Here is a 16,493-nt window from a genome sequence, read left to right as displayed (position 1 = left end):
AACCTAACGTTCCCGTGAACAAAAAACGTATTAGCCCTGTGCTTGTGTTTGCGTGACCGAGGTTTCGCGCGGCGGGGCGGCGTTGTGCTCGGCAAAGGCCTTCATCCCCAGCGCCATGATCCCCGGCATGCATTCCTTCACCACCGAACCAATATCGGCGATCGCGGCAAGTTTCGGGCTGCCTTCCGCCATCATCTTGGCCACCGCTGGGCCGGTCGGGTGCAGGCGGCTGCGCGCGTTAAACGCATTGGTCTTTTCGTTTTGCGAGAGCAGCCCGGTGCTGCGCAAATTGGACAAAAACGCGGCTGGATAGGCGCTCGGCGTGTCGGTCAGCGGCGCGGGCGGGGTCAGCGCGTTCTTCTCGTCGTCGGTCTCGAAATTCGCCTCAAGGAAGGCGGCGAGTGATGCGCTGTAAGGCACGAACGGGGCCTGCGCCAATTGCAGGGTGATCGTGTCGCCATCGAAAAAGGGGCGCTGATTGTTGCGCGCGTCAAACGGTACAGCCGACGCGGTGCAATCAATGAACATCGTGCGCGCGGGCACTTCGACGCTTTCGCTCGCAAAGTGCATTTTGCCCGGTTCAATCCGCGTCACGCGGCCCTGGCGGTAGACCTGCTTGATCCCGCGCAGCATCTCAATTTCGCCTTCAGAGATCACCGCAAAATGGAACATCTCTGGCTTGGTCTCCGGATCAATCCGCAGCATCAGGCCTTCTTCGCCCAGTTTCGCGAACATTTCATCGCCGCTTTCCGACGCGGCGGCGGCGCGCATTTGCCGCCGTTGGAAGTCGACCAAGCGGTCAAGGTGATGCTCGGCGGGTTGCAGGAACTTGCGGTTGAACATCCAGCTATCGCGCGGGCGCACCCAGCCGATCCGATCCGCCGTAACGCCCGCCTCCAGCAGCCAGACAGCGGTGTCCATCGCGGTCTTGCCCGCGCCCAGGATCACGAAATGCTCAGGCAGATTGTCCGCATCCTTCCATAGGCTGGGCAGCTCGCCGGGAATGGTAAAGGGCGTGCCATCTGCGATTTCATAAGCGGGATTGTGCGTGGAAGGGACCGAGGTCTGGAAATAGGTGCCATCGACCAGCTTGCGCCGGACATTCACCTGCCGGGTCTCGCCCGACAGAATGCCTTTGACGGTATGGCCCTCATGATATTCGCTCAGCGGCAGATAGGTGACCCGTCCGCTCGGCAGGAAACGCTCGTTCATCAGCTGCTCGTAATAGGCGAGGATCTCGGCATGTTTGGCGAGCGGATACATGCCTTCGTTATGGCCGTGCGTGTCGACCCGGTTGGTGCACAGCTCCATCGAATTGACGCCATACGTGCTCGAGGGCTGGTGCAAAGTCACAAAGGAATAGGCATCGTTCCAGTGCCCGCCGGGCTTCGCATGTTTGTCGACAATGGTGATGTGGCAATCGGGGTCTTCGTCGAGCAGCGTGTCGGTGAAAGCCATCCCCACTGCGCCAGCGCCAATGACGAGATAATCGGTTTCAATGTCGGCCATGGCTCTGTTATCCCTTGCGCTGTGATCTATCGGAAATGCGTGGCGTCTTTTGCGGCGTCATGCAAGGCCATGCAGGCGGGGAGTGAGCGAATGAACATGCGGAAAGAGGCGGTTTTAGCCTTGGTTTCAGGGAGCTTGCTACTCGGCGGCTGTGTTGCTCCGGCTGAGAGTGCCGCGCCCGCGCCGCCTCCCGTCGTGCAATCGCAGCCCGCGCCAGAGCCGCCTGTGGAGGCGCATGCGGAGCCACAAGAACCGGCCTATGCCGCCCCAGTGGATTTGCCCGCATTCAGCGACCGCGTCATCGTGCGCAAGAACATAGCGGAGGGCCCATCGGTCATCACGGTGGAGGCGGATGAAATCCCCGAAACGCCGACCAGGATTACCGATCAGGCCGCTGCGGAGCGCCTGTTCAGCAATTCTGGCCTAACCCTGCAATGGATCACCTGGGACCAGCGCGGGATCGTATTCATAGCAATCGACGAGGACGGGGTCTGGTGGCTCACTGGCGTTCAGGATGATGAGACAACAGCGCGACTGAAGCTCGAGGGGTACATTTCCGAAATCGGCTCGGATTATTTCCTGTTTGAAGGAGAGATCACTATTGCGGGCACGCCGGATGCTGAGCGGTTTTGCGATCAAAACAAGCAATGGCGTTTCGGCATTACGCAGAACCGCAAATATTGGCGTTTGCGCGAATTTGAATGGTGCGACCGGCTGACCGACTACATCGATATCTATTTTTGAGGCAGGCTTAGCGCGCGCTACTGCGCGCTCATGACCATCTTGTTATCGGCGATTTCGACCGTGCCAATCTTGGAGAGGTAGGATTGGCCAAGCAGCGAAATGCCCAGCCCCTCTGGAATGATCACAGCGGGGATATTGCGCCGCATCATGCCGCCAATCTCAACTTCGTTCAGGCGCGTCGGAACGCCATAAACCGCGCCGCTCGCACCTGCGCCAATATGGCGGATCTCGCTCTCGTCCCATTGCAGGCCAGCGGCCAGCGCATCATCCGCGGTTAGTGCAATTACGCTTGCCCCGGTGTCGACCAACATGCGGATATCCGCGCCATCGACATAGGCGGAGGCGTAGAAATGCCCATCTGACCCTCGCTCAAGCACATGCTCACCGGCAGACCACGCGGCGTTGGATTGCGACTGTCCGGCAGAATTGCTGCCAAAGCGTGATGCGGACGCGCTCGTCTCGCTCTCGGCCGCATCCTCATCAGCAGAGGGCACAGCGAGATAGGCAAAGCCGAAGACGGCAAGCGCAAAGACAATAAAACGTTCCATCACCGCGCAGCTTAGCCGGGCGAGATTAAGCCTCTCTAAAGAGCGGCAGGGGCAGAAGCCTGCGCATTTTCATCCGCCATCGCCAGCATGGACCGGGCGTGCCGGGCGCCAACCTCCGCCTGATCATCGCCGTACCCGCCGCCTAGCGCGCTGGCGACAGAGAGCCCCCGCGACCGCGCCTCACGCACGACATAGCGGTCCCGCATGGTCAGCCCCTGGTCGGACAGCGCGAGCCGCCCGAGCTTGTCCTCCGCATGCGGATCAACGCCCGCCTGATAGAGCACAAAATCGGGCGCGAATTCGGCGAAGACCCGCGGCAGATGCAGCGTCAGCGCCTCCATATAGCCTTCGTCATCCACCCGATCGGGCAGCGGCACATCCAGGTTGGAGCGCGCCTTTCGCACTGGGAAATTCTTCTCCGCATGCAGCGAGAGGGTGAAGATATCATCGCGCAGCGCGGTGAGGCTGGCGGTGCCGTCGCCCTGATGCACGTCGAGATCGACGATCAATATGCGCGCCGCGTCCCCTTCTGCGATCAAGCGGTTAGAGGCGACCGCAAGGTCATTGAACACACAGTAACCCGCGCCGGTGTTCTCCAGCGCATGGTGACTGCCAGCGGCGCTGTTTGCGGCGTAGCCATGCTCCATCGCCAGCTTCGCCGCGAGCCATGTGCCGCCATTTGTGTGGGCGACGCGGCTGGCGATGTGCGGGGTGACGGGAAAGCCGATGCGGCGTTCCTTTTCGCGCGGGACGCTGGCGGTGAAGACCTCCTCGACATAGGCCGGGTCATGCACCGCTTCCAGCCACTCGCGCGGGATCGGTAAAGGCGCGTGCTCCGTGATCGCCGCGCCGCTCGAACGCAAAGCTTCCATGACGAGGTAATATTTGTCGAACTTAAAGGTCCCGCGCTCCGGGCGAGGGGCCATGTAATCAGCGTGATGAACAACGTGGAGCACGGGTGACTACGGTTTAGTCATTTTCCATATTGAAGAAAACACGGTGATCTTCTGAGTCTTCAAACGAGATTCCGCGAGCAGAGGCGGAGATGAAAAACTCGGTCAGACTTGGGGCTAATACCCGCCGGAAATCTTCGTCAGGTCCGATCACAATGATTTGACCGATATGCCCGCCCTCGGTTGGAGCAAGGTCGAGGGCATAAGCATTGCCTCCGCCATCTTGTGCGAATGGGATCCATGCAGGGTGCGTGTACTGTTTAAGTACGGGATCGCCGTCACGGACCGTGACTGATCCATCAAAATCGAGTGCCAGTTCTTCTGGTGTCGATCCAGCTCTGATTTCCGCCCAGCCATCCCAATTTTTCTTTGCCTGTTGGAGCGACAGGAATTCGTAGTTCCCGAACAGGTTCCCGACATACTCGCCCTCACCCAGTGGAACTGGCAGTTCGACAATATTGGGTGCCTCGGGCGCGCGATAGGTTACTTTGAAAGGCGATTTTTGTCCGTTTGCGAAGCGGTAAAACTCGCGGGCTTCCGTGGGCAATTTATAGCCAACATGCTGCTCGAACGAAGCAATTTCGGCGTCTGATGCTGGCGTGTTCAGTTGTTTGCGGATGCGGATTTTTTGTGCCTCAAACGCGTCGAGCCATGCATCAAGCGCTGCAATCACCGGGGGTTCGCTTCCGTCCGTTTGGATTTCTCTGTGCTCTGTTTCGGGCGATGCCGGAGAGCCGAAGGCTGAGAGAATAGCCGCAATTAAGCCTTTAGTCATTGTGTTAGTTCCGCCTCTTGCTGAGGAGCCCTGCGCGCAGGCGATGCTTGATACCCATCAAGCTCGCCGTAAATCTCATCTTCGCTGCGGCTTGCGGCGTTGCGCCAGGTGGTCGCTGTGTCCGCGTTGAGCAGCTCGCCCTGCGCCGTCACGATCAGCACATTAGGCGTGCCGGGCAGGTCGCCGATGCCGAAGCGCTGAGCGATCTCTAGGTTATGCCCGTCGCCCGATTGCGGCCTACCGACATTGATGAACACCAGCTCGTATTTCGCATCGACCAGCTTGGCGAGGCGTTCGGTTTGAAGCCATCCGGCAAGTGCGCGGCTGTCGTGGCACCAGTTTGCGCCCATCACCAGCATCACGAGCTTACCGTTTGCCGCTGCGCGCTCAAAGGCGGCATCGACATCGGCGTTTGCGTTTTGCGAAACGTCATAGGCCTTGGCCTCGGGATAGTCGTGCGAGCCGGCGAATGTTTCGAGCGCGGCGAGGCTGCCTGTCACCAATAACCCGCCTGCAATTCCGCCAAATAGCGCTTTTATCATGTTGCCGCCTTCGCGTCAGTCTCAGGCGGCCGTCCAAGCCAATAGCCCGCACCCAGCGCCGCGCCCATCCAGCACGCCATTAGGCCCACTAGCAGCGAGTCCCAGACCATCAGCGCCCAGACTACCAAATCGCTCTGTCCCATAGCCAGTGTGTGATTGTATTGATGCAGCAATTGCGCCGGACCCCAAGCAACTAGCGAAAGGCCCGCCGCCATAAGCGTAGCCAGCCAGCCTACAGTGTATGCCCGGCGCAATGTCATGGCCCGGTCACCAATGAGCGGTCCGACCAGATAAATCAGAAGTGGCAACGTCAAAAACTGGAAAGGGTAATCAATGTATGGCGGAACTTCGCCACCGAACAATTGCGCACCGACTACTGCGATAGCCGTGACCGCCAGATTGACGGCGAGCGCAATCAAGAATTGCTTCCACGCGATGGTCCGCAAATCCCACCAGCGCTTGCCCGCTCCGCCGATAAAGCGCGCTGCGGCCAGTATTGCGATAAAGAGGCCAGCGATCTTGAAGTAGGCGTAAAACCAGCGGTCTTCGCTCATTGCATTGGCTGCGAAGGCCTCTTCGCTTTCAAACATGCCGAGCTGGATCTCGGCGACATGTTGAGCGAACTCAGGAATTATGGAGATCAATGGGATCAGCGGAGCCAACCAGAGCAATGAAAGACCGCCCCACAATGTTGCTTTGAGACCGCTTGCAATCCGACCCAGAATTTCGTTCATTCGGCTGCTTCCGCCTCGGCTGCGTGCGGATCAAAGGCGGTGGCTTCCCCAGCCTCGATCTTTGCTGCCTTTTCCTCGACCAGCCTGACGATGTGTTCAAGCGTGTCTTCATCATCAATCGCATGCGCTTTCACGCCGGAGAGGTAGACCATATGCTTGCCGTTGCCGCCGCCGGTGAGGCCAATATCGGTCTCGCGCGCTTCGCCCGGACCGTTGACGACGCAGCCGAGCACGGACAACGACATTGGCGTCTTGATATGCTCCAGTCGTTTCTCCAGCGTCTCAACCGTGCGGATCACATCAAAGCCCTGGCGTGAGCAGCTGGGGCAGGAGACGACGCGAACGCCGCGTGTGCGCAGGCCAAGTGATTTGAGCATTTCATAGCCGACTTTGACTTCTTCCTCCGGCTCCGCCGAGAGTGAAACGCGGATCGTGTCGCCGATCCCGGCCCAGAGGAGCGAACCCATGCCGATTGAGGATTTGACCGTCCCGCCGATCAGGCCGCCAGCCTCTGTAATGCCGAGGTGCAGCGGGCAATCGACGGTTTCTGCAAGGCCGTGATAGGCCGCGACTGCCAGAAACACGTCGCTGGCCTTCACTGCGACCTTAAATTCGTGAAAATCGTGATCCTGCAGCAGTTTGATATGATCAAGCGCGCTTTCGATCAGCGCCTCTGGACAGGGTTCGCCGTATTTTTCGAGCAGGTGCTTTTCAAGGCTGCCCGCGTTCACGCCGATGCGGATCGCGCAGCCATTGGCCTTCGCCGCGCGGACAACTTCGCCCACGCGCTCGCTACTGCCGATATTGCCGGGGTTGATGCGTAGGCATGCCGCGCCGCCATCGGCGGCCTCGAGCGCGCGTTTGTAGTGGAAATGGATGTCGGCGACGATGGGGATGCGCGCCGCCTTGGTGATCTTGCTAAAGGCGGCGGTGGCTTCTTCGGTTGGGCAGGACACCCGGATGATATCTGCGCCCACTTCTTCGCAGCGGCGGATCTGATCGAGCGTCGCGACCGCATCTTCGGTGGGGGTGTTGGTCATGGTCTGCACGGTGATCGGCGCATCGCCGCCCACCGGCACATCGCCAACCATGATTTGGCGGCATTGCCGCCGTTCGATATCGCGCCAGGGCCGTATTGAAGACATGGGCGCTGATATAGGGGCGTTGATGCGCAGGGGCAATGACGCAGGCGCGGGTTGACGAAGCGCGCGCATACAAAAACGGCGGCCAGCTTATCGCTGACCGCCGCCAAAATGCTATGAGATTGCGCTGTTACCAGCGGATCAATGGCGGAACCACAATCCGGCTAATGACGGCGGCGATTGCCACTGGCGCAACATGCCACAGGCCGAGGTGTGATACCGTGTCGAGAGGGCAGGTAATGCCATAGGCAACAGTACCAAGCGCGCCTGATGCGATCCCGACCAGCCAAGCAGAACGCTCGATCGAAACCGGTGCGCTGCGCCGTAGCCAAAGAACCGATGCGGTTGCGACCAAGGCCGATGCGGCCAGCGATGCGCGAGTGCACATCAAGGCAACTGGATCGTTCAATCCTTCATGCACATGGCTTGCCTCGCCAGTGAACAGCGCGATGATCGCCGCAATTGGCAGCACGCCGACCATGGCGGCTGACCAGCTCGGTGCGTTCTCACGCTGACCAACGCGCGGAGATCCGCCCATGACCAGAGCCAAAGCGCTGGCCACGCCAAGCAGCAGAACCAGGCCATTGGTGACCCAGAAGAACGAGGAGGCCTTGCCTTCGAAGATGCCGAACCAGAAGTCGAACACGGCGACCGACACCCCGAATGCAACCAGTGTGGCAAAGCCGACCAGCAATAGGCCGCTTTGAGCGGTAATCCGGCGGACCGGTTCCAGATCGTCAGACAGTCCTGCAATCATGTTTTCGCGTGATGTGTTCATCTTAATCAGCTTTCTCAACCAGCGCGGCAAGCTTCTTCAAGCCGCGATGTATATTCACTTTGACCAGACTTTCGCTCTGGCCTGTTCTTTGGGAGGCTTCGCGGATCGAAAGCCCCTCGATTTTGACCAATTCAATGGCTTCTGCCTGGCTATCATTGAGGTGGCTAAACAGCCGCTCAAGGCTAACCCGGGCCAGGGTCACTTCTTCTTCGCTATCCTGCACCGCATCGTCATCTTCGATCTCTTTGCTCTCGTGCTTGTACACTTTGCGCAAATGATCGACCCAGCGATAGCGAGCAATCGCGGCCAGCCAGGGCATAAACGGACGGGTGGGATCGTAGGTCGCCCGTTTATGATGGATCGCCAGCAGCACGTCCTGCACCAGATCATCGAGCTGGGACGGGGGCACGCGCCTGCGAAAATATCTCTCCAGCCACATCCCCGCCTCTGACAAGAGCACATTATATGCGGCTTTATCGCCGTCTTGTGCCGATGCCATGAGGCGGGCGAGGGTGGCTTCGTCAGCAATCACGGACCCGGGCTCCCGTTACTGACCGCGCGCTTTGGCGATCAGAGCGTCGAGGGAGAAGATACCGCCGCCGCGTGAGATAAGGGCCAGAGCCAGAGCGATGATCGTAACAGCCCAGCCAAAGAAGTGATCAGAGGTTGGGAAGACGAACAACTGAATGACAATTGCCATGCCCATCAGAGCAAGCGCAGAGAACCGTGTGAACAGCCCTAGCACCAGCAGGATCGGGAACAGAAACTCGGCATAGGTTGCCATTGGCACTGCTATGTCGGTCGGCAAAGGAAGGCCTGAAAATTCATTCTCAAAGATGAAGTATTGCACTTCACTGATCTGAAGCCAGGTGCCTTCTTCGACCTTGGTTTTGTACGACCGCCAGAATACCCCGGCGAGCGCGATGCGGGTGAAGAGCAGCGCAAGCCCTTCGAAAAACCGACCAGATAATAGTCCGACCAATCGGTCGTATAAAGAGATTACGCTGCTCATAAATTCCTCCTAGAGTTCGAAGCGCTTATTAGCGCTTAACCGGCTTCAGTGAACCTTTGCCCTTTGGCGTGCTGATCTTAACGCAGCTGCCCTTGTCGACATAAGTCCATGCGTTGCCTTGGTAGTCGCGGGTCGATGTGCCTGCACAGCTGGTGCCTGGACCGGCGGCGCAATCATTCTTGCCTGCTTTTGATACTCCGTAGCACTTCTCTTTGGCACCTTGCGCAGCAACGGGTGTGCTTGCAAGCCCAGCGGCAATACCGGCGGTCATGGCGAGGCCGGCGAAGGTGGCGATTGACTTAGCGTTCATGATGTTTCTCCAAAATTTAAAATCACTGTGTTGGTCCAGCTTAATGCCGGAACTGACCATGAGTTCGCAGGCTTGGAATGAATGGTTACAGCCACGAAATTTTTTGTGATTTTTAGGTGAGAGATAAGTTTGTTTGCGCCGAGCTGTAACGCACGGGCCCTCACGCGCGAACATTACCCATGAAGCGAGCATAACAGCGCAGCGCAAAATTTCGCTGCTCAGTGATGTTTCACAAACTGGCGAAGAAGCGTTCACACCTAGCATGAGCGTTTTTATTGCCAAGCGGCCCGGGGCGCTTGCACGTCTTCCCATTAATCGACCCTTCAAATGGACGAGCAATGTGGGCGTACCGGGCCGCTAAATTTCTGCTATAGCTGGAAAAGATATGCAAACCCCACAAGACACAATCGCCCCTTTTGGCGGCTTCGGCCTGGGTCTCAGGCGCACGCATTACGAAGACTTCCTCGAGCGGGGGGACGGGCCGGATGTGCCGGTCGACTTTGTCGAGGTGATCTCGGAAAATTACATGATCGAAGGCGGGCGGCAGCTGCGCATTCTAGAGGCGGTGCGTGAAAAGCACCCCGTGATCATCCACGGCGTGTCGATGTCGATCGGCTCAGCAAACGGATTGGATGCGGAGTATCTCGATAAGCTCAAAGTGCTGGAGCGCCGGATCGATCCTCTATGGGTCTCTGACCATCTGTGCTGGACCCGCACCAGCGCGCATAACAGCCACGACCTGCTGCCTCTGCCGCTCACCGGCGAAGCGCTGGATGCGGTGTGCGCCAATATTGACCGCGCGCAAGATCACCTTGGGCGGCCGATGCTGTTTGAAAATCCCTCCAGCTATCTCACATTCCCCGACGACGAGCTGACCGAATGGGAATTCCTGTCGGAAATGGCGCGGCGCACCGGCTGTTATCTGCTGCTCGATGTGAACAATATCTACGTCAGCAGCCAAAACCACGGCTTTAGCGCGGATGACTATCTTGCTGGCCTGCCATTGGACCGCGTTCGCCAAATCCATTTGGCTGGCCATGATCCTGCGACGGAGCAGCGCGACATCATTATCGACACGCATGACCGCGAAGTGTGCGACGAGGTGTGGGCGCTCTATGCCAAGGCTTTGCGCATGCTGCCTGGACCGGTTGCGACCATGATTGAGCGGGATGACAATATCCCACCGCTGAGTGAGCTGTTGGCAGAGCTGGAGCGCGCACGCGGGCTCGCCGATGACGTGCGCGAGCCTGTCCCCGCATGAACGCCGCCGATCTCGCGCAGCAGCAGGCCGCCTTTATGGCGCAAGTGCTCGATGAAAATGCGCCTCTGCCAGCGGGCTGGGGCAATTCGCAGGCTGCGGGAATGCAGGTTTACCGCGGTAATTATCGCTCCGCCTTGATGGACGCGCTGGGCGATACGTTTGAGCGGGTGAAGCAATATGTCGGCGATGCGCCCTTTGCCCAGGTTGCCGCACACCACGCGATCGCCAATCCCCCGGCCAGCTGGACAATTGATGATGCGGGCGCGGGCTTTGATGAAAGCTGCGCTCAGCTATTCGGCAACAATCCCGAAGTGGCTGAGCTCGCTTGGCTCGAATGGACCATGCTGGGCCTGGCGACTGCGCCGGATGCTGAGCCGCTTGATGGCGCGGGCTTTGGCGCGGCCACGGCGGAGTTCGGGGACGAAGATTGGGGCGCGATGAAGCTGGTGCTTGCCCCGCGCGCCGCCGCGCGCGAGGTCGCGCATGATCTCACCGCGATCTGGAACAGTCTGGGCGAGGGCGGCGCAGAGCTGGGCGAATTTACGCTCGAAAGTCCCGGCGGATGCCTGGTGTGGCGCGAAGGCGAACAGCCGGTCTTTATCATGGTCGAGGCCGAGCAAGCGCGGGCATTTCGCGCGGTTCAAAGCGGCGCCAGCTATGGCGAAATCTGCATGCTGCTGGCGGGCGACAATGCCGGTGAGCAAGACATCGCCGATGCGGCGATGCGCGCTGGCGCGATGCTGGGCGGCTGGCTCAATGATGGGCTGATCATCGGGCTCGCCTAACCCGGTCTTGGTGTTCGCCGACTTGACTTCGAGCGCCGCTGCTTCAGTCTCTCACTCAAAGGGAGAGACCATGCTTAGCGAAACCTCGATTGAACTGCGCAGCGCCAAGGCGAGCCTGACCATGCGGCTGGTTAAATGGATCATGTCGCGCAAAACTCCGGTTTTTCCGCATGATGCAGACGATTTTGCCGCTTACATGGCCTCGCGCAAACTCCCCGAAGATGCGCCAATGCCGCCTAAGTTTGAGCAGCAATTTCGCGTCGAGCATTGGGAGGCGGAAGGGCAAAAGCTCGTCACTCTGCACCCCAAATCCGGTCCAGCGGACTGGCATATGCTCTATTTTCACGGCGGGGGTTTTGTCCGGCCGATGTTCAAGGAACACTGGCCGCTCGCCGCAGAGCTGGTCGGCCAGGCCGGCGTCAGCATCACTTTGCCGATGTATGAGGTCGTGCCGGAAAGCCATTACTCGCGCGCTGACAGACTAGCGGATGCGGCGTTCGCTAAGCTGGCCGAAACGCATGATCCGCAGCGCATCGTGATCTGCGGCGACAGCGCTGGCGGGCATATGGCGCTCAGCCTTGCGCTGAGGCTGGCGAAGGCAGGCGGACCGCAGGCTGGCAAGCTCGCTCTGTTTGCGCCGTGGCTCGATATGACCATGGCGGATCCGGCGATGCAGGCGGTGGAGCCGCATGACATCATGCTGAAGATCGGCACCTTGCGCAGCTGCGGCGCGATGTTCGCTGATGAGCGCGATCCAGCCAGCGCGGAATGCAGCCCGCTATACACTGCGCCAGAGGCGCTGGCGCAATTGCCGCCGACCCGCATTTTCACTGGGCGGCACGATCTGTTCATCATCGACAGCCGCACCTTCACGCACAAGCTGCGCGATGCGGGCGTTGATGCAAAGCTCTATGAATATGAGGGCGCGCCGCATGTCTTCATGGCGGTCACGCCAACGCGCGAGGCGAAGGATGTTTTCGCTTTGGTCCGGCAGTTTTTGGCCGAGGCATAGTGCAGCTCCGGCGCGGGCTCAGCCGCTGAAGCTCTCGCCCAGCATCTGCTCGCTCAGCGCCCACAGCCGGTCCGCATTGCCCTTGTCGAGGGCATAGCTGCGCACGCCGCCTTTGGTGGATTGGTCGTCAATCTCCGCGACGTGGCAATCCTCGCAATAAAGCCCGCCTTTGCCATCCAGCTCCGGCGTGGTTGCGGCCCAGGTTTGCGTCGCCGCGCCTTGAGGAATGCTCTTAAAGGCAAAGTCGGGATCGCTGCTGGTCACTCGTTCGATGAGCGCTTGCTCCTGCTCTTTGCTTAAATGCCGGCTGAGATTGGTGTTGATCCCGCCTGGATGCACGGCAAGGGCGTGAACCCCGCGCTCAGCAAAGCGGTCCTCCAGACCCACGGTGAACAACACATTTGCGGTCTTGGACTGGCCGTAGCTTAGCCATTCATTGTAATCGCGATTTTCGAAATTGGGATCGTCCAGATCAACCGGGCCGATGTGATGGCCGCGGCTCGACAGATTGACGATGCGCTTGTTTGCGCCCGCCTCAACCAGCGGCATCAGGCCTTTGGTCAGCAGGAAATGGCCCAGATGATTGGTGCCAAATTGCCGCTCAAATCCGTCTGCTGTTGCTCCCTTTGGGCAGGCCATGACGCCTGCATTGTTGATCAGCAGATCGATCTTGGCGAAGCGCTCATTTGCCTCTGCGCTGCAGGCGCGCACGCTATCCAGCGAGCCGAGATCGCAAATGATCGTCTCCAGCTGAGCGCCGGGCGTTTCCGCTGCAATGCTTTGCTTGGCTTCGTCGAGCTTCGCCTGATTGCGTCCGGCCAGCACAATATGCGCGCCCTTGGCCGCCATCGCCCGCGCGGTCTCTTGTCCGAGACCCGAATTGGCGCCGGTGATGAACACGGTTTTGCCCGATAGATCTACGCCGGACAGCACGTCATCCGTGGTCGATTGCGCATCAAACTTGCTCATGCTCGCGTCATCCCTTTGCCACATACAACAAGGGCGCGGTAACATAGCCACCGCGCCCCGTCATGTGCATAGCCGCTCAATCAAGCGACTATTGGGAGAGTTTATTTGTCGAATTGCTCCAGCTTCTTGGCGGCCCATTCGCGCCCACCAAGACCGAAGGCCAGCGATGCAGCGACTGCGCCGCCGATCACCAATGCGCCAAACGCCATTTCAACGATCTCATTGCCGACACCCATGAAGCGCAGGCCCATAAAGGTGAACAGCAGCATCGCGGCATAGCGGATCACAGTGCCCGCTGTTTCGCTGCCACCGGTACTGCCAACCAGCTTGCCGATCAGATTAGCGATCATGAAGCCAGCGGCGATTACGATGCCGCCAAACACGACCTTGCCGCCGAGCGCGAGCACTTCGCTGAGGATTTCATTCACCTCTGGGAAGTTCAGTAGACGGGTCGCCATGATGGCCACGAACAGCATGATGGCAACTTGCGCAACGCGCGCAATAACCGCGCTGGCGCTCGTGCCTTCTGGCAGCAGGCCAATCGCTGCAACCGGACGATCAATGCCTAGTCCTGACAACACTTCGGACAGGATGCCGACAACGAACTTGCTGATCATAAAGCCGATGCCGAGCAAGATGCATGCGCCAAGAATGTTCGGAATGGCGCTCAGGAACATCGCCAGCATATCAGTGGCCGGGCCAGAGATCGATTGAATGTCGAGCACGCCAAGAGCGCCGATAACAACCGGGATGGCGATCAACGCATAGATGATCGTACCCAGCGTTTTGCTGATCGCATTGTTGCCGGTGACCTCGTCAACGCCGCCTTTGTTGGCCCATTTGTCGAGGTTGAGCGTTTGCATCGCAGTGATCGCGATATCGCGGACAATACCGGCAATCATCAGGCCGATGAACAGCAGCAAGCCAGCGCCGACCAAGTTCGGGATATAGCCCATAACAGTGTTCAGCAGTTCGTTGATTGGACCGGCAACGCCGTCCAGCTCAAGCACTTGCAAGATGCCGAGCAGGCCGAACAGCCAGATCAGCAAAGAGACAATTTTACCAAGCGATGCGCCGATGCTCTCGCCGCTGCCGGACGTACGCTGAAAGATGCCGACTTTGTCGACGAGCGCTGCGAAAGCCCATTTGGCCGCTTTTGCGAGCAGCCATGTGACGACCAAAATTGCAACTGCGAAAGCTGCCTTTTCAAGCAGCTCCATCGCAAGTGCTTGATCAAATTGATAATTGCCAATTTGCATAAGAAATCCCCTAGTTTGCTGGCGCAGGGTATAGGTTCCTGCGCCCCGCGAACAGGGATGAAATGTAAACTCTCGTTACGCGGCGTCCGGCATTTCGCTCTGGTCTAATCAAATCAGCGGGTTATGGTTCAGCCATGCAAAACACGCTCATACGATCCGCTTTCGGCCTGTTTTCAGCGATGCTGCTGGCAGGCTCCCTTCATACGCCTGCCGCGGCGCAGGACCCGAACGAACCGCGCTGGTCGCTGGCGATCCACGGCGGGGCGGGCACGCTTGACCCAGAGAGGATCACGCCAGAGCTGCGCGCTGAGTATGAGGCGGCGCTGCAAGACGCGCTGGATCGCGGCACGCAGATTTTAAAAGACGGCGGCAGCGCGGTGGATGCGGTGAAGGCGGCGATTGTTCCGCTGGAGGACAATCCGCTGTTCAACGCTGGGCGCGGCGCGGTGTTCACCTGGGAGGGCGAGAACGAGCTCGATGCCTCGATCATGGTTGGAGGCGACCGTAGCGCTGGTGCGGTCACCGGGGTCAAAGCGATCAAGAACCCGATTTTGCTCGCCGATAAAGTGCGCACGGACAGCCGCCATGTGTTCCTGAGCGGAGCGGGCGCTGAGGAATTCGCAGCCGACAAAGGGCTGGAGATGGCGGGACCGGAATGGTTCGCGACCGAACATCGCCGCGAGGCTTTGGTGCGGATGAAAGCGCGCGAGCTTTCTGCGATTGATGTCGATCACAAGTTTGGGACGGTCGGCGCGGTTGCGCTCGATCAGAACGGTAATCTGGCCGCGGGCACATCGACGGGCGGCATGACTGGCAAGCGCTGGGGCCGCATTGGGGACTCGCCCATGATTGGCGCGGGGACCTACGCGGACAATCGCTCTTGCGCGGTGTCCGCGACTGGCTGGGGCGAGATGTTTATCCGGGTTGGCGTAGCGCAGGAAATTTGTACTAGGTTGCGATATAGAGCTGGACCGGATTTCATGTCGGCTAGTGACTTGATCGAACAGCTTTCAAACGGGACGGTTGGCTTCATCAGTAATCCGGTTGATCTAGCAGAACTCTCTCAAGCAATTGCCGACGATGTAATGGCTGAAGTCAAAGAAATCGGCGGTGATGGCGGGATCATCCTCGTCACACCCGAAGGCCACGCGCTCTACAGCTTCAACACCACCGGCATGTACCGGGGCCGGGCGACCAGTGACGGCGTGAATGAAGTGGCGATCTTTGCAGGTGAATAGCGCTAGGTCGCAAACGGCTTAGCCGCGCGCAAAATCGACAAGCACTTTGCCTACTTCTGCCAGCAATGCTTCGGCGGCTGGCTCTATCTTCTGGTGCGTGTCGGTTGCGCGGAAATATGCGGCGAAGACTATTGGCGCTCTGCCCGGCGGCTCGGCAAAGCCAATATCGACATACAGGCTGTCCATGCCTGACCAAAACGATGTGCCGGTCTTGTCGCCTGAGGGCCAACTCTCGGGTAAGCCTGCTCGCACGCGGTTGAGCCCGGTCTCGGTCTCTGCCATCCAGCGGCGCAATTGCCCGCGTTCCTGCGGCGGCAGGACATCGCCATAAATCAGTGTGGCCACGGTCCTCGCCATGGCAAGCGGGGTTGAGCTGTCGCGGACCTCGCCCGCTGGCGCGCGATTGAGTGCGGGCTCGATCCGGTCCAGCCGGCTGACATCATCGCCAATTTCGCGCCAAAACTGGTTGAGCGCCTCTGGTCCGCCAAGTTCTCTGAGCAATACGTTGGCCGCCGTGTTGTCGGAGGTAATCTGCGTCGCCTTGGCGAGTTCGCGCAGGCTCGCCCCTTGCTGAAGGCGCGGTCTGGTGAAGGGCGCGTAGGATAGCAGCTCCTCCTCGCTCCAGCGCACGACCCGGTCGGCGTCGATTGCGCCAGAGGCATGGCGCGCGAGCACCAGCGCGGCGAGCGAGGTCTTGAAGGACGAGCAATGGCCAAAGCGCATGGATCCATTATGGCTGATCGACTGGCCGGTTTCGGTATCGATAATGGCCGCGCCCAATGCGCCGCCCGCGCTGGCCGCCTCAAGAATGCGCAGGCGGGCCGAAAGCCGCCCGAGCGCGCTTTGATTGATCGGCACGCAGGCCGCCGCCGCGCTTGCCAGCATTCCGGATAGGACCGCGCGTCGCTGAGTCATGGGTGCT

19 protein-coding genes are annotated in these 16,493 nt (G+C 59.5%); 5 read left to right on the top strand and 14 right to left on the bottom strand.

Annotated features, from left to right (window positions below; all coding sequences use genetic code 11):
- Positions 1-30: 30 nt before the first annotated feature.
- The gene (locus AC0V6V_RS06480; protein WP_486164620.1) at positions 31-1,509 is read right to left on the bottom strand and encodes an NAD(P)-binding protein; all 1,479 of its coding nucleotides are present in this window, start codon (positions 1,507-1,509) and stop codon (positions 31-33) included.
- Positions 1,510-1,599: 90 nt separating this feature from the next.
- Between AC0V6V_RS06480 and AC0V6V_RS06475 the strand changes: the two genes are divergently transcribed.
- Complete coding sequence (locus tag AC0V6V_RS06475; protein ID WP_486164619.1) at positions 1,600-2,253, top strand: hypothetical protein; 654 nt, start codon at positions 1,600-1,602, stop codon at positions 2,251-2,253.
- A gap of 17 nt (positions 2,254-2,270) precedes the next feature.
- Here the strand turns inward: AC0V6V_RS06475 and AC0V6V_RS06470 are convergent, their stop codons facing one another.
- From AC0V6V_RS06470 to AC0V6V_RS06425, 10 genes are all read right to left on the bottom strand, one after another.
- Positions 2,271-2,801: a retropepsin-like aspartic protease family protein gene (locus AC0V6V_RS06470; RefSeq protein ID WP_486164618.1), complete on the bottom strand. Its 531-nt coding sequence runs from the start codon at positions 2,799-2,801 to the stop codon at positions 2,271-2,273.
- Between the two features lie 35 nt (positions 2,802-2,836).
- Positions 2,837-3,727, bottom strand: coding sequence for a histone deacetylase family protein (locus AC0V6V_RS06465; protein ID WP_486164617.1), 891 nt, complete (start codon positions 3,725-3,727; stop codon positions 2,837-2,839).
- Positions 3,728-3,770: 43 nt separating this feature from the next.
- Entirely contained in the window at positions 3,771-4,427 is a 657-nt protein-coding gene (locus AC0V6V_RS06460) for an SMI1/KNR4 family protein (protein ID WP_486164616.1), read from the bottom strand.
- A gap of 98 nt (positions 4,428-4,525) precedes the next feature.
- Complete coding sequence (locus AC0V6V_RS06455) at positions 4,526-5,071, bottom strand: thioredoxin family protein (RefSeq protein WP_486164615.1); 546 nt, start codon at positions 5,069-5,071, stop codon at positions 4,526-4,528.
- Positions 5,068-5,805 (bottom strand): hypothetical protein, encoded by a 738-nt coding sequence (locus tag AC0V6V_RS06450; RefSeq protein ID WP_486164614.1) that lies wholly within the window; start codon positions 5,803-5,805, stop codon positions 5,068-5,070. The genes AC0V6V_RS06455 and AC0V6V_RS06450 overlap by 4 nt, the downstream gene beginning before the upstream one ends.
- On the bottom strand, positions 5,802-6,950 hold the full coding sequence (gene ispG, locus AC0V6V_RS06445; protein ID WP_486164613.1) for a flavodoxin-dependent (E)-4-hydroxy-3-methylbut-2-enyl-diphosphate synthase: 1,149 nt from the start codon (positions 6,948-6,950) through the stop codon (positions 5,802-5,804). Before ispG ends, AC0V6V_RS06450 begins: the two co-directional genes overlap by 4 nt.
- A 127-nt stretch (positions 6,951-7,077) precedes the next feature.
- The gene (locus AC0V6V_RS06440; RefSeq protein WP_486164612.1) at positions 7,078-7,725 is read right to left on the bottom strand and encodes a DUF1109 domain-containing protein; all 648 of its coding nucleotides are present in this window, start codon (positions 7,723-7,725) and stop codon (positions 7,078-7,080) included.
- 1 nt (position 7,726) lies between these two features.
- Positions 7,727-8,257: a sigma-70 family RNA polymerase sigma factor gene (locus AC0V6V_RS06435; RefSeq protein ID WP_486164611.1), complete on the bottom strand. Its 531-nt coding sequence runs from the start codon at positions 8,255-8,257 to the stop codon at positions 7,727-7,729.
- A 15-nt stretch (positions 8,258-8,272) separates the two neighbouring features.
- Positions 8,273-8,737, bottom strand: a complete 465-nt coding sequence (locus AC0V6V_RS06430; protein ID WP_486164610.1) for a DoxX family protein — start codon at positions 8,735-8,737, stop codon at positions 8,273-8,275.
- Positions 8,738-8,765: 28 nt separating this feature from the next.
- A complete protein-coding gene (locus AC0V6V_RS06425; protein WP_472639753.1) occupies positions 8,766-9,047 on the bottom strand; it encodes a BufA1 family periplasmic bufferin-type metallophore in 282 nt (93 codons plus the stop codon).
- 385 nt (positions 9,048-9,432) lie between these two features.
- Between AC0V6V_RS06425 and bufB the strand changes: the two genes are divergently transcribed.
- The 3 genes from bufB (at position 9,433) to AC0V6V_RS06410 (ending at position 12,105) form a co-directional block, all read left to right on the top strand.
- Positions 9,433-10,308 (top strand): MNIO family bufferin maturase, encoded by an 876-nt coding sequence (gene bufB, locus AC0V6V_RS06420; RefSeq protein ID WP_486164609.1) that lies wholly within the window; start codon positions 9,433-9,435, stop codon positions 10,306-10,308.
- The gene (locus AC0V6V_RS06415; RefSeq protein ID WP_486164608.1) at positions 10,305-11,093 is read left to right on the top strand and encodes an HvfC/BufC family peptide modification chaperone; all 789 of its coding nucleotides are present in this window, start codon (positions 10,305-10,307) and stop codon (positions 11,091-11,093) included. The genes bufB and AC0V6V_RS06415 overlap by 4 nt, the downstream gene beginning before the upstream one ends.
- A 70-nt stretch (positions 11,094-11,163) precedes the next feature.
- Positions 11,164-12,105, top strand: coding sequence for an alpha/beta hydrolase (locus tag AC0V6V_RS06410; RefSeq protein WP_486164607.1), 942 nt, complete (start codon positions 11,164-11,166; stop codon positions 12,103-12,105).
- A gap of 18 nt (positions 12,106-12,123) precedes the next feature.
- Here AC0V6V_RS06410 and AC0V6V_RS06405 read toward each other — a convergent pair whose 3' ends face one another.
- Positions 12,124-13,074, bottom strand: a complete 951-nt coding sequence (locus tag AC0V6V_RS06405; protein ID WP_486164606.1) for an SDR family NAD(P)-dependent oxidoreductase — start codon at positions 13,072-13,074, stop codon at positions 12,124-12,126.
- Between the two features lie 101 nt (positions 13,075-13,175).
- Entirely contained in the window at positions 13,176-14,333 is a 1,158-nt protein-coding gene (locus tag AC0V6V_RS06400) for a mechanosensitive ion channel (protein WP_486164605.1), read from the bottom strand.
- Between the two features lie 134 nt (positions 14,334-14,467).
- On the opposite strand from AC0V6V_RS06400, the gene AC0V6V_RS06395 reads away from it, so the two are divergent.
- On the top strand, positions 14,468-15,571 hold the full coding sequence (locus AC0V6V_RS06395; protein WP_486164604.1) for an isoaspartyl peptidase/L-asparaginase family protein: 1,104 nt from the start codon (positions 14,468-14,470) through the stop codon (positions 15,569-15,571).
- Between the two features lie 18 nt (positions 15,572-15,589).
- Here AC0V6V_RS06395 and bla read toward each other — a convergent pair whose 3' ends face one another.
- The gene (bla, locus tag AC0V6V_RS06390) at positions 15,590-16,486 is read right to left on the bottom strand and encodes a class A beta-lactamase (RefSeq protein ID WP_486164603.1); all 897 of its coding nucleotides are present in this window, start codon (positions 16,484-16,486) and stop codon (positions 15,590-15,592) included.
- Positions 16,487-16,493: the final 7 nt, after the last annotated feature.

It is taken from the genome of Erythrobacter sp. S249, assembly GCF_057364975.1.
The sequence above is the reverse complement of the archived record's forward strand: the minus strand, read 5'-3'. Positions and strand labels throughout refer to the sequence as shown.

Excerpts from the sequence above, each read along its gene's own strand:
- AC0V6V_RS06480 (WP_486164620.1), bottom strand. The coding sequence starts at position 1,509 with ATGGCCGACATTGAAACCGATTATCTCGTCATTGGCGCTGGCGCAGTG.
- AC0V6V_RS06475 (WP_486164619.1), top strand. The coding sequence starts at position 1,600 with ATGAACATGCGGAAAGAGGCGGTTTTAGCCTTGGTTTCAGGGAGCTTG.
- AC0V6V_RS06470 (WP_486164618.1), bottom strand. The coding sequence starts at position 2,801 with ATGGAACGTTTTATTGTCTTTGCGCTTGCCGTCTTCGGCTTTGCCTAT.
- AC0V6V_RS06465 (WP_486164617.1), bottom strand. The coding sequence starts at position 3,727 with ATGGCCCCTCGCCCGGAGCGCGGGACCTTTAAGTTCGACAAATATTAC.
- AC0V6V_RS06455 (WP_486164615.1), bottom strand. The coding sequence starts at position 5,071 with ATGATAAAAGCGCTATTTGGCGGAATTGCAGGCGGGTTATTGGTGACA.
- AC0V6V_RS06450 (WP_486164614.1), bottom strand. The coding sequence starts at position 5,805 with ATGAACGAAATTCTGGGTCGGATTGCAAGCGGTCTCAAAGCAACATTG.
- ispG (WP_486164613.1), bottom strand. The coding sequence starts at position 6,950 with ATGTCTTCAATACGGCCCTGGCGCGATATCGAACGGCGGCAATGCCGC.
- AC0V6V_RS06440 (WP_486164612.1), bottom strand. The coding sequence starts at position 7,725 with ATGAACACATCACGCGAAAACATGATTGCAGGACTGTCTGACGATCTG.
- AC0V6V_RS06430 (WP_486164610.1), bottom strand. The coding sequence starts at position 8,737 with ATGAGCAGCGTAATCTCTTTATACGACCGATTGGTCGGACTATTATCT.
- AC0V6V_RS06425 (WP_472639753.1), bottom strand. The coding sequence starts at position 9,047 with ATGAACGCTAAGTCAATCGCCACCTTCGCCGGCCTCGCCATGACCGCC.
- bufB (WP_486164609.1), top strand. The coding sequence starts at position 9,433 with ATGCAAACCCCACAAGACACAATCGCCCCTTTTGGCGGCTTCGGCCTG.
- AC0V6V_RS06415 (WP_486164608.1), top strand. The coding sequence starts at position 10,305 with ATGAACGCCGCCGATCTCGCGCAGCAGCAGGCCGCCTTTATGGCGCAA.
- AC0V6V_RS06410 (WP_486164607.1), top strand. The coding sequence starts at position 11,164 with ATGCTTAGCGAAACCTCGATTGAACTGCGCAGCGCCAAGGCGAGCCTG.
- AC0V6V_RS06405 (WP_486164606.1), bottom strand. The coding sequence starts at position 13,074 with ATGAGCAAGTTTGATGCGCAATCGACCACGGATGACGTGCTGTCCGGC.
- AC0V6V_RS06400 (WP_486164605.1), bottom strand. The coding sequence starts at position 14,333 with ATGCAAATTGGCAATTATCAATTTGATCAAGCACTTGCGATGGAGCTG.
- AC0V6V_RS06395 (WP_486164604.1), top strand. The coding sequence starts at position 14,468 with ATGCAAAACACGCTCATACGATCCGCTTTCGGCCTGTTTTCAGCGATG.
- bla (WP_486164603.1), bottom strand. The coding sequence starts at position 16,486 with ATGACTCAGCGACGCGCGGTCCTATCCGGAATGCTGGCAAGCGCGGCG.